This is a genomic window from Thermoanaerobaculia bacterium, assembly GCA_035260525.1.
In the GTDB taxonomy this organism is placed as follows: Bacteria; Acidobacteriota; Thermoanaerobaculia; order UBA5066; family DATFVB01; genus DATFVB01.
Genome location: DATFVB010000208.1, coordinates 1 through 10,104, shown reverse-complemented (window position 1 = coordinate 10,104; position 10,104 = coordinate 1). Strand labels below are relative to the sequence as shown.

At 70.0% G+C, this 10,104-nt stretch carries 14 protein-coding genes; 4 read left to right on the top strand and 10 right to left on the bottom strand.

The features are described from left to right. Window positions 1-150: 150 nt before the first annotated feature. Genes VKH46_10730 through VKH46_10720 form a run of 3 tightly spaced genes read right to left on the bottom strand, consistent with a single transcriptional unit; the run spans window position 151 to window position 1,740 of the window. Entirely contained in the window at window positions 151-795 is a 645-nt protein-coding gene (locus VKH46_10730) for a DUF4142 domain-containing protein (GenBank protein HKB71308.1), read from the bottom strand. A 37-nt stretch (window positions 796-832) separates the two neighbouring features. Beyond that, entirely contained in the window at window positions 833-1,297 is a 465-nt protein-coding gene (locus tag VKH46_10725) for a hypothetical protein (GenBank protein HKB71307.1), read from the bottom strand. Further along, complete coding sequence (locus VKH46_10720; protein HKB71306.1) at window positions 1,294-1,740, bottom strand: DUF2383 domain-containing protein; 447 nt, start codon at window positions 1,738-1,740, stop codon at window positions 1,294-1,296. The genes VKH46_10725 and VKH46_10720 overlap by 4 nt, the downstream gene beginning before the upstream one ends. A gap of 106 nt (window positions 1,741-1,846) precedes the next feature. On the opposite strand from VKH46_10720, the gene VKH46_10715 reads away from it, so the two are divergent. Beyond that, window positions 1,847-2,089, top strand: a complete 243-nt coding sequence (locus tag VKH46_10715) for a hypothetical protein (GenBank protein ID HKB71305.1) — start codon at window positions 1,847-1,849, stop codon at window positions 2,087-2,089. A 7-nt stretch (window positions 2,090-2,096) separates the two neighbouring features. On the opposite strand, the gene VKH46_10710 is transcribed toward VKH46_10715, so the two are convergent. Then, window positions 2,097-2,369, bottom strand: a complete 273-nt coding sequence (locus tag VKH46_10710) for a hypothetical protein (GenBank protein HKB71304.1) — start codon at window positions 2,367-2,369, stop codon at window positions 2,097-2,099. A 38-nt stretch (window positions 2,370-2,407) separates the two neighbouring features. Continuing rightward, complete coding sequence (locus VKH46_10705; protein ID HKB71303.1) at window positions 2,408-3,019, bottom strand: DedA family protein; 612 nt, start codon at window positions 3,017-3,019, stop codon at window positions 2,408-2,410. 55 nt (window positions 3,020-3,074) lie between these two features. Here VKH46_10705 and VKH46_10700 point away from each other — a divergent pair, with 55 nt between their 5' ends. Then, on the top strand, window positions 3,075-4,034 hold the full coding sequence (locus tag VKH46_10700; protein ID HKB71302.1) for an MBL fold metallo-hydrolase: 960 nt from the start codon (window positions 3,075-3,077) through the stop codon (window positions 4,032-4,034). Window positions 4,035-4,150: 116 nt separating this feature from the next. Here VKH46_10700 and VKH46_10695 read toward each other — a convergent pair whose 3' ends face one another. Next, window positions 4,151-4,684 (bottom strand): hypothetical protein, encoded by a 534-nt coding sequence (locus VKH46_10695; protein HKB71301.1) that lies wholly within the window; start codon window positions 4,682-4,684, stop codon window positions 4,151-4,153. Window positions 4,685-4,792: 108 nt separating this feature from the next. Between VKH46_10695 and VKH46_10690 the strand changes: the two genes are divergently transcribed. Continuing rightward, entirely contained in the window at window positions 4,793-5,203 is a 411-nt protein-coding gene (locus VKH46_10690; protein HKB71300.1) for a DUF202 domain-containing protein, read from the top strand. Window position 5,204: 1 nt separating this feature from the next. Here the strand turns inward: VKH46_10690 and VKH46_10685 are convergent, their stop codons facing one another. Next, entirely contained in the window at window positions 5,205-6,305 is a 1,101-nt protein-coding gene (locus VKH46_10685; GenBank protein ID HKB71299.1) for a DUF2891 domain-containing protein, read from the bottom strand. A gap of 121 nt (window positions 6,306-6,426) precedes the next feature. On the opposite strand from VKH46_10685, the gene VKH46_10680 reads away from it, so the two are divergent. After that, on the top strand, window positions 6,427-7,254 hold the full coding sequence (locus VKH46_10680) for a BON domain-containing protein (protein HKB71298.1): 828 nt from the start codon (window positions 6,427-6,429) through the stop codon (window positions 7,252-7,254). Window positions 7,255-7,258: 4 nt separating this feature from the next. Here the strand turns inward: VKH46_10680 and VKH46_10675 are convergent, their stop codons facing one another. Genes VKH46_10675 through VKH46_10665 form a run of 3 tightly spaced genes read right to left on the bottom strand, consistent with a single transcriptional unit; the run spans window position 7,259 to window position 9,611 of the window. Continuing rightward, window positions 7,259-7,732 (bottom strand): hypothetical protein, encoded by a 474-nt coding sequence (locus tag VKH46_10675; protein HKB71297.1) that lies wholly within the window; start codon window positions 7,730-7,732, stop codon window positions 7,259-7,261. A 15-nt stretch (window positions 7,733-7,747) separates the two neighbouring features. Next, the gene (locus VKH46_10670) at window positions 7,748-8,815 is read right to left on the bottom strand and encodes an Mrp/NBP35 family ATP-binding protein (protein ID HKB71296.1); all 1,068 of its coding nucleotides are present in this window, start codon (window positions 8,813-8,815) and stop codon (window positions 7,748-7,750) included. 55 nt (window positions 8,816-8,870) lie between these two features. After that, on the bottom strand, window positions 8,871-9,611 hold the full coding sequence (locus tag VKH46_10665; protein ID HKB71295.1) for a lysophospholipid acyltransferase family protein: 741 nt from the start codon (window positions 9,609-9,611) through the stop codon (window positions 8,871-8,873). Window positions 9,612-10,104: the final 493 nt, after the last annotated feature.

Here is a 10,104-nt window from a genome sequence, read left to right as displayed (position 1 = left end):
ACTCGCGCCACCAGAAGGTTGCGGCGGCGCAGGCCCGACTGCTTCGTTGCCGCGCCTAGACGATGCGGCCGGACACGTCCGAGGCGCGGCGTCTTCCATTCGAGCCCGCGGCGGTCGCAACCCCGCCACGGACCCTTTTTCAGCAACCTGCTAGGAGGAGGGCGTCGAGCCCCTCTTTCGGGTGGAGGCCGGCGTCGCGCCGACCTTCGACGCCGCGTCCTTCGCCATCTGGAGGTGCTCCTTCAGGGTCGGAAGCGTTTTCTCGGCGAACGCCTTCAGCTCCGGGTCCTTGCCCGATCTCGCTTCGCGCTCGAACTCCGCCACGTCCGCCTCGTGGTCAGCGACCATGTCCTTCATGTATGCCCTGTCGAAGCTCGCGCCGTTCATCTTTCGGAGCCGCTCCGCCGTCTTCCTGTCCTTGCCGGAGACCGATGAGGGCAGGGCGAGTCCCTTGCTCGAGGCGATTCCCTTGAGCTCGTCGTTTGCCTTCGAATGGTCGTCCACCATCCGTTGCCCGAACTGCTTGACGGACTCGTCCGAGCCGTTCGCCGACGCGATCTTCCCGAGCTCGACTTCCGCCATCCCCCCGCGCGCGGCTTTCATCGCGAACGCGTGATCCGTGGAGGTCGACATCGACGACATCCGGCTCTCGGTCGCCGTCGACGCGCCTTCCATCGCCTTGGTTGCGTCCGGCGGTGGAGGCGCCGAGCTGGCGGCTCGTCCCTGCGCGAACGCGATCCCGCCGGTGAGCGCCGCCGCCGCGGCCAGCAGGCTGGCCATCCTCGTTCCGTTCATGGTCTTCGTCCTCCTCTGTCTCTGTCGGCCCGGACCCTCACGATCCGGGAACACGTTCGTTCCAGGCGCAGACGTTCCGGAACTGCGCCGGGATCAGCGAGCCGAGGAAAACCTCCCGGGCGGGACGGTCCACTCGGTCGAGCGCCTCGCGATAGCTCTTCAGGCCGAGGCGCTCGCGCTCGCGAAGGCTCTTCCATCCGGCGGGTCCCGTGAGGAACGAGCCCGTCACCTCCGAGAGCTTCGACCACGATTCCGCGGCCGGGACCGACGGCCCGGAGCCTCCGGAAAGCCTCGCGATCTGCCGCCGGAGCTCGGCAGCCTGATCGGCGTGCCGGTCGGCGATCGCCGTCAACCGTCGAGCCAGGTCGCCGTCGGAAACGCTCCGGCTCGCGTCGCGGTAGATGCTCACGGTCGCGGCCTCGGCTGCGAGCAGCTGGGCGAGCTGCCGAACGGTGTCGTCCTTCGCCGGCGTCTTCATGACGACGAGATCTCCTTTCCTCATGACCGGTCGATCATCGCGTCGAGAATGTCGATGTGACGCTGCTGCGCGGGGATCATCGTCTCGACGATCAGCTGTCGGCAGGACGCGTCGAGCTCGTCGACGGCGTCCTGGTAGTCCTTGAGCCCGTGCTCCTCCCCCTCCTTCAGCGCCTTCAGCGCGGAGGCATCGCCGAACAGGGAGGAGACCCCCTGGACGGTTTTCGCCCACGCTCCCCACGCGCCGGACGCATCGTCGGCTTCGCCCCCGAGCCTCCGGATCTCCTCGCGGAGCTTCTGCGCGTGCTCGCCGTGCTCGCGGGAGATCTCGCGCAGGCTCGCGAGCTCGGTCGCGCGCCCCGGTTCGACCTTTTCGATCGCGATCCGATACGTCTCCGCGGCCGAGATTTCGCCGCGAAGCAGAGAGTTCAGTTGATCGACCGCCGTTCGGGTCATGGTCTCGGCCATCCGTTGATTACCTCCGGGCGAACGCAGTGCAACATTCGTTCCATGGGGATACGTTTCGAAACGCGCCGGCTCGCGAATTGCAACCGCCGCGTTCCGGAGGTGCCGCATGGAGCGTCCCACGATTACTCTGGAAGACTTCACCGGGATGCCGGCGGGCCGCGGCGTCGAGGACGGCGTCGTCGAATCGTGTCCTCGATGCGGGCGAAACGGCGTGTTCCGCCATGACCTCGCCGCGGACTACGTCGTCCACGTTCAGACGCTCGAGATCTTCGGCGACGGCATGCGCGACCAGCCGCGCGACCGCTGCACGCTGCCGACGGGTAAAGAACAGGGCGACGGAAACTCCTGACCGAGGGTTACTTCTTCTTTCCCGGCGCGGGCTTCTTCGTTCGCGGCGTCGGACGCCGCTCGAGACCGGGGAGCTTTCCGTCTCGCTCGGCCGCGAGTCCCCGCGACGAGACACGCTTCTTCGGCGCCGGCGCCGCGTCTGCCGCGACGAAGCGCCCGGTTCCTCCCGCGCGCCCCGTTGCGCTCTCGTGCCGGCGTCGCTCGTTCATGGTCTCTTCGCCGGTCGGACCGTGGAACTCTCCTCCCAGGCGCCGGCGCGCCTCGATCTCGTTTCGGGCCATCGCGTCCTCCTCGCACCGGGAGGTGCACGCGGCGTGCCTCAGTGCCGGGCGTGAAGGCGCCGCCGGCCGCGCGTGCTCTTCCGAAACCGTTTCCAGAGCAGGTACAGGATTCCGCCGACGACGACGAGCAGGCCGAGCCCGGCGAGCCCCGCGCGGTGGACGATCGTTTCGGCGTTCCGGCCGCCCCAGTAGCCGAGGAGCGACGAGAGCGCCCCCCAGAGCAGACCGCCGGCCAGGTTCCACGGAAGGAACCGGCGGTAGGGCATCTTCGCCGCGCCCGCCGCCGCCGGCACGATCGTCCGCAGGAAAGGGGTGAACCGGCCGAGCAGGACCGCGATCCCCCCTTTTTTCAGGAACGCGCGCGCCCGGCTCCATTGCTTGTTCCGGCGGCGCCGCTCGAAAAAGTCGGCGCGGCGGCCGAGAAAGTATCCGACGGAATCGCCGCACCACGCTCCCCCGATCGCGGCCGCCATCACCGGAAGGAGAGGGACGCGGCCGCGCGAGGCGATGACGCCTCCCAGGATCGCCGCCACCTCTCCCGGAACGAGGAACCCGACGAGGAGCGCGGTTTCGGCGCCGGCGAACAGGAACACGGCCGCCACACACCACCCGGCGGGGATCGAGAAGAACGCCGCGATCAGCTGTTTCACTGCCGGTCAGCGTAGCAAGAAACCGGCCCCGCGCCGCGATGGGATACTGGGCCGGATGGCAGGAGCGCCCTTCGACGGCCGGCGATACTCGAACGCGGACCCGGACGCTTCCGGCGCCAGGGCGTTCCTTCGGTTCCTGAATTGGATGCTCCACCGCCGCCGCGGCCGCTGGAACCGGTGGACCGACGCCGCGCCGGGCCCGCGGCCTCCGGCGCGGATCGAGGGCGCCCGATGGCGCGCGACGTTCGTCAACCACGCGACCGTTCTCCTCCAGGGAGGCGGCGTGAACGTCCTGACGGACCCCGTCTGGTCGGAGCGCGTGTCGCCGGTTCGGTTCGTCGGGCCGCGCCGTCACCGGCCGCCCGGAATCCGGTTCGACGACCTCCCGCCGCTCGACCTCGTGCTCGTCTCGCACGATCACTACGACCACTTCGACTATCCGACGGTGCGTCGGCTCGCGGCGGAGCACCCCGGCGCGTTCTTCGCGACGGGTCTCGGAAACGGGCGGCGGCTCGCCTCGCTCGGCGTCCGGCGGGCGGCGGAGCTCGACTGGTGGGAAGCCGCGGCTCCCGGACGCGTCGGCGTGACGGCCGTACCGGCGAGGCATTTTTCGGGGCGCGGGCTTCGAAGGAACCGCTCCCTCTGGACCGGTTTCGTCGTACGGGGCGAGGCGGGCTCCTTCTACTTCGCCGGGGACTCCGGGTACGGTCCGCACTTCGCCGAGATCGGCGCCCGATTCCCGGACATCGCCCTCGCGATTCTGCCGATCGGCGCGTACGAGCCGCGATGGTTCATGCGTCCGATGCACGTTTCTCCGGAGGAAGCCGTCCGCGCAGCGGAAGACCTCCGCGCGAGAGCGGCGATGGCGATCCACTTCGGGACTTTCGAGCTCGCCGACGACGGGGAGGAGGATCCGCCCCGGGAGCTCCGCGCCGCTCTGGCGCGGCGGCCGCAAGCGCCGCCGTTCTGGGTCCTCGATTTCGGCGAGAGTAGAAACGCGCCGGCGGCGACCTGACAAACCGAGAGGCCGGCCGACGCTTCCGTCAACCGGCCTCTCCCTCATCAACCCGTCTTTCGTCCGATGCGAGAATCGCGCCAGCCGGCGAGGGGGGCGCACATCCGGCCCGACGGCTATCGGGATCGGCGGCGGCGTTCCCGCTCGAACGCGTCGCGGGCGGGCCCGACGGCATCCACCCATGCGGGGCCGTCCGGAGCGCGGCGCGCCTCCCAGCGGCGCGCGAGCTCGCTCTCGACGTCGGAGAAGTTGCGGTCCTGGAATTCGAGGTCCGCCGCGGTTTCCCACCCGAATCGGTATCCCGGCTCGTAGTAGTCGTACGGCTTTCCGGTGCGGTAATAGGGCCGCCGCCGATAATTCTGCCGCCAGTAGTCGCCCGCCGCGACCGGATCGAGATCTTCACCGGCCGCGAGGCCGCCCGTCCCGGTCGATTCTCCCCGATCGACTCCGAGCCCGGTCGCGGCCCCCGAGGCGATCTCCACGAAGGCGCTCTCGGCGTTCCCCGTCGATGCTTCGGTTTCCGCCACGTCGACGCCCGCGGCCTCGTCGCTCATTCCTTCCCGAACGGAGTCCTCGGGGTCGTGGTCCATCACGGACGGATCCGCGCGGAATCGGGAGGCGTCCACCCACTTCTCGTCTTCTTTCGTCATCGCGGACCTCCTGCCACGCGCGTCCGGCGCGGGACTCTCACCCGGAACAGCAAGACTCGTACCCCGGAATTCGGGAGAAATGGCTTCGCCCTTGCATTTTTCGCCGCCGTGACCGAGCCGGCATCGAAAAAAGTCCCGGGCCCTCCCCCGGAGAAGCGGGCGGTCGAGTACCTCTCGAACGAGCGGACGTTCCTCGCATGGGTGCGGACGAGCATCGCCGTGATCAGCCTCGGATTCCTCGTCGCGCGCTTCTCGCTGTGGCTCCGGGAGCTGGGAATCCAGCTCGCGCGGCGGTTCACGTTCTCGCGGTGGAACACGTCCCTTCCGATCGGCGAGGCGATGATGGCGTTCGGAGGGGTGATCGCGGTCCTCGCCGCGTGGCGGTACCACGTCGTGAACCGCTCGATCGAGCGCGGCATCGTGTCCGCCGACCGGTGGCTGATCGGCCTCGTGACCGTCCTCCTGGTCGCGCTGACCACCGCGATGATGGTCTACGTCGCCGGAGCCTCCGGCCCTTGACTCACGGCGCGGCGATTCCGCGCCGCGTGACGAGGTACACGGCGAAGCTCCCCAGCCAGTGGCCCCCTTCGTAGTGTTCGCCGGTGACCGCGGCGAGCCCCGCCTCGCGGTGCCGGCGCCGGGCGCTCTCGAGGGCCCCCCGCCTCGGATCGGACGCCGAAAGCGCCGAAACGATCCCGTCGAGCATCCACGCCCGCGACAGGTTCAGGCCGTCGAGGTGCGCGAGCTTCGGGTCGGACGGATCCGTCACGACGACGGGCGAAAGCCACTCGCCGTCTCCCCCGCGCGGGATCTGCGGGAGGAAGTCGGAGAGCCAGGTTCCGAAGGCTCCGGGCGAGAGCACCCGCCGCATCAGGTCCGCCTCGGCCAGGCACGGTGACAGGAAGTCCTGTCCCGACGGCTCGTACGAAAGGGGACACGCCCGGTCGGCGGCGTAATACGCGCGGGAGCGCTCGAGGACGAGCCTCTCGACGTCGTCCCGGCGGACCGCCCGCGCCCAATCGAGCACGAGGCCGAGAGCGAAGGCGGTCTGGTCGTGCTCGCCGATCCGGACGGGGCGCGAGAGCTTCGGCAGCCAGTTCGAGAGCCGTGAGACGGCCGCGTTCTCCAGCGGCGCGAGCGAGGCCGACCATTTCCGCGCATCCGGGTCGTCCCACGAGTGGAGCTCCGCCGAGAGCTGCAGCAGCCACGCGAGCCCGTAAGGACGCTCGAACGACGAGCGCCCGGGACCTTCGAGATAGCGCGCTTCGGCCGCGAGGTTGGCGGGCGTGAGGCTGCGTCCGACGGCGGCGCGCGCCTGTGCCGCCCACGCCGCGTCCGGAACGTTCCGGAGCAGCCGGACGAGGAGCCAGTGCCCGTGCACCGACGAGTGCCAGTCGTAGCATCCGAAGAAGGCCGGCGTGAGCTCGCGCGGCGGCCGGGCGTCGGCGTCGCCGTTCATCACGTGGGCGATCTTGTTCGGGTACTCCCGGTGAAGGCAGTCGAGCGCGAGCCGGGCGAAACGCGACGCGGCGTTCGCGTCGAAAACGGCCGCCGCGGACTGTCCCGCCCGCGCGGGAGAGGCGGCGAGCCCCGCCAGGAGGAGGATCGAGATCGTCTTCATGCGCAGGATCGTACCGCGGCGCCCGTGGCTCATTTCTTGCTCGAAATTCTTCCGAGTCTTCAGCGCGCTTCCGGAGATCGACGGCGGTCTTGGCGGCGCAACTCGGTCAGGAGGTCCGGCGATGGAACGAAGAAGAGAAGAAGAATTCCGGAACGCCCGCGGCCGCCGCGGCGAGCGATGGGAAGAGGACACCACGACCCGGGAGCGCGGCGGGGACGGCCGGTTCGTCGACGAGCCGCGGTCGGCCGTCAGAGAGAAGAGCGAGTATCCGGCCTCGGAGCCGTGGCGGGAGGGGCGGTTTCCCTCCGGCGACGAGCGGTGGCTCCGGGAGCGCGATCGCCGGGAGTATCTCCGCCCGGAACGCGACTTCGAAGGACGCCAGATGGGAGAGCCGTTCCGCGGACGCGGCGGACAGGAACGCGACGACGACGGGGGGTTCCGGCGATTCGACCGGTACGGCCCGGGCCCCGGGTACGCGTCGGCGCGCTTCGGCGACACGAGCCCGTTCAGCGAGTCGTCGCAGGGACGCTTCGCCCACGATTACGCGCAGGGGGCGAGCGGCGGCCTGAATCCCGGCTCCGGCCTGTCGGCGGGCGGCCCTTCGGAATACGGCTTCTACGAACCTTCGTGGCGGCAGGGACCCTTCGCGGGAAAGGGACCGGCGGGTTACACGCGATCGGACGCGCGGATCGAGGAGGACGTCTGCGACCGCTTGACCGAGCGCGGCGACATCGACGCGAGCCACGTCCGCATCCAGGTGCGCGGGGGCGAGGTCACCCTGGAAGGAGACGTCCACGATCGCCGGACGAAACGCGCCGCCGAGGACGTGGCCGAAAGCGTGGGCGGCGTTCGCCAGGTCCACAACCAGCTGCGGATCGAGACGCATTCCGGAGCGCCGGAGCCCGTCGCCGGAGAGCCCGGGAAGAGCGGCCGACGGCGGCGGCGATAAGGTCTCAGAGCTTGCCGACGACGGCCCCCGGGAGCGCTCTCGCACACCAGAGGCAGGCGAGGGCGCCGCCGGCCCGGAGAATCTTCGGGAGGGTCTTGTCGGCGAGCCGCACGGGAGAGCCGCAGCGCCCGCAGTTCCCCACGATCGGGAAAGCGCTCGCGGGCGCCATCCGCGCCCGGAAAGCGACGAGAAACGGACCCTCCCGACGGCCGCGCGCGGAACGGGCCGAATCCGAATAGGCGACCCGCCGCAGCAGCGTTCGGATGTCCTCTCCGGACATCTCGAAGCCCGGCTCCGTCTCGATCGCGCATCGTTTCAGGACGTGCCGCAGCATCTCCTCGTCCGCGTCGAAGAGCGAGGGACCTTCTCCCGTGTCGAACGCGATCACGCCGCGCGCCCAGGCGGAGAGATCGGCCGGCGAAAGGCCTCCCGCCAGCCTCTGCAGCAGGCGCGACTGGATCTCGCCGGGGTCGACCATTTCGATGCCGAGGCGTCAGCCGCCGAGCGTTTTGGCCACCGCGTCGGCGAGCGCCATGTACGCCGCCGTCGCCTTCGACTTCGGCTCCGCGATGACGATCGGCGTGCCGGAGTCGCCTCCCGCGACGATGTTCGGGTCGATTGGAATCTCTCCGAGGAACGGGACCCCGAGAGTCTCGGCGGTCCGCTTTCCGCCGCCGTGCTTGAAGATCTCCTCCCGGTGCCCGCACGAGGAGCACTCGTAGTAGCTCATGTTCTCGACGATCCCGAGGAGCGGTACGTTCACCTTCTGGAACATCGCGAGCCCCTTGCGCGCGTCGATGAGCGAGACCTCCTGGGGAGTCGTGACGATCACCGCGCCGGAGAGCTGGATCTTCTGGGTGAGGGTCAGCTGGGCGTCGCCGGTGCCGGGCGGCAGATCGACGAGGAGAAAGTCGAGCTTTCCCCACGCGACGTCCTGGAGGAACTGCTCGACGGCCTTCATCACCATCGGCCCGCGCCAGATCACGGGCTGGTCGACGTCCATGAGGAAACCGAGCGAGATGACCTTCACGCCGTGGCGCTCGATCGGGACGATCTTGTCCTCCTCGTTGACGTACGGCTTCTCAGTGATCCCCATCATCATCTGCTGCGACGGGCCGTAGATGTCGGAGTCCATGAGCCCGACCCGGTAGCCCAGCCGCGTGAGCGCGAGCGCGAGGTTCGCGGTGACGGTCGACTTGCCCACGCCTCCCTTGCCGGAGGCGACCGCGACCTTGAAGCGCACGTCCTTCAGGATCTCTCCCGACGGCACCGGGGCCGGACGCCCGGACGGCGCCCCCGTCCCGGGCGCCCGCGCGTCGAGCGCGATCGTCACGGCGTTCACGCCGGGGAGGGACCTCAGCTTCTCGGTCGCGTCGCGCTTGATCTCCTCGGCCACTCCCGGGGACTCCGTCGTGATCTCGAGCCGCAGCGAGACGTTGCCGCCGCCGACGGCGAGGTCCTTGACGAACCCGAAAGAGACGATGTCGCGCGAAAGGCCGGGGAACTTGACGGTCCGGAGCGCGTCCAGGACCTGTTTCTCGTCGAGAACGGTTGACGACACGGCGACCTCCTGCCGAAAAGCCGATGATAGCGGCTTTCGCCGCGCGACGTCCTCCTCAGGCGGGAGACGCGCCCGCGGCGATCGCGCGCGCCCGCTCGCGCAGCGACTCGATCGCGCGCCGCGTCTCGGCGACGAGCTCGTTCCGGTCGGCGACGCTCTTCCCGGCGACCGGGATCGGCTCTCCGATCGCGACCGCCACGGGTCCGGGCGCCAGCCAGAATCCGCCCCGCTGCTGGATCCGGAACGTCCCCGCGATCCCCACCGGGACGATCGGCGCGCCGGTCTTCAGGGCGAGGAGAATGCCCCCCTTCTTGAACGGGAGCATCTCCCCGGTCCGGGTGCGCGTCTGCTCCGGGAAGACGATCACCCGCATTCCGGAGCGGATCCGCCGCGCGGCGACGTCGAGCGACTCCCCCGCGCGCCGCCGGTCCTCGCGGTCGATCGGGACGAACCCCGCCGCGGCCATCGACCACCCGAGCACGGGAACCCAGAAAAGGCTCTTCTTCGCGAGGAACCGGACCCGGCCGGGCAGTGCCGCGAGCAGGACGAAGATGTCGAAGATCGACTCGTGGTTGGCGAGGTAGAGGCAGCCGTCGACGGACCCGGCGCGGCCGGCGCCCTCGACGCGGAGCGGAACTCCCGTCGCCGCGAGCACGGTCTTCGCCCACCCCCGCGCGAAAAGGAGGTACCAGTCCCCCCGGGGCGGGACGAACGCGGCGAAGATCGACGGAATTCCAAAGGCCAGCGTGGCGACGACGATTGCCGCCCAGGCCCAGAGGGAGCGGAGGAACCGCACCCAACGATCTTAGTGCCCCGGACCGGAAATAACGTGACATTTGTTCGGAGCGCCGCGGGGTAAGCTGAAAGTCGCCGCGGCACGGGCGTATCGTTGCCATCCCCGCTTTCGCGGGGACCGAGCCGCGGCGCCGCCGCTTGCCTCACGCCGCCCGAACCCAACGGGCGCCCCCACATGGCGAACGATGTCGGCGTTGCGTCGCGGGCCCGATGCTAACGGCATCTGCTCCCGCGACGCGTTGGGAGCCCCGCCGGGGAGCCATGGGGGCTGCGTTCCGAGCGCCGCCGGGTCGCCGGCAAGACGCCGCGACGCCGGCGATGCGTTGCCATCGTCCAGTCGCGGCAACGCCGCAGGCGACCCGGCGCCGCCGGAACCCGGAGGGCGCGCGGACATTGCGGCCGCAGACGGCGTTGCGAGCCGCGCCCGATGCTCCCGGCATCGAATCGCGTCTCGCGTCTGGTCTGCAACCGCAAGCCCCGCGCGCGCAACCCCC

Bases quoted from the DNA above. Each gene is read 5' to 3' on its own strand.
- VKH46_10730 (HKB71308.1), bottom strand. From the start codon at position 795: ATGAACGGAACGAGGATGGCCAGCCTGCTGGCCGCGGCGGCGGCGCTC.
- VKH46_10725 (HKB71307.1), bottom strand. From the start codon at position 1,297: ATGAGGAAAGGAGATCTCGTCGTCATGAAGACGCCGGCGAAGGACGAC.
- VKH46_10720 (HKB71306.1), bottom strand. From the start codon at position 1,740: ATGGCCGAGACCATGACCCGAACGGCGGTCGATCAACTGAACTCTCTG.
- VKH46_10715 (HKB71305.1), top strand. From the start codon at position 1,847: ATGGAGCGTCCCACGATTACTCTGGAAGACTTCACCGGGATGCCGGCG.
- VKH46_10710 (HKB71304.1), bottom strand. From the start codon at position 2,369: ATGGCCCGAAACGAGATCGAGGCGCGCCGGCGCCTGGGAGGAGAGTTC.
- VKH46_10700 (HKB71302.1), top strand. From the start codon at position 3,075: ATGGCAGGAGCGCCCTTCGACGGCCGGCGATACTCGAACGCGGACCCG.
- VKH46_10695 (HKB71301.1), bottom strand. From the start codon at position 4,684: ATGACGAAAGAAGACGAGAAGTGGGTGGACGCCTCCCGATTCCGCGCG.
- VKH46_10685 (HKB71299.1), bottom strand. From the start codon at position 6,305: ATGAAGACGATCTCGATCCTCCTCCTGGCGGGGCTCGCCGCCTCTCCC.
- VKH46_10680 (HKB71298.1), top strand. From the start codon at position 6,427: ATGGAACGAAGAAGAGAAGAAGAATTCCGGAACGCCCGCGGCCGCCGC.
- VKH46_10675 (HKB71297.1), bottom strand. From the start codon at position 7,732: ATGGTCGACCCCGGCGAGATCCAGTCGCGCCTGCTGCAGAGGCTGGCG.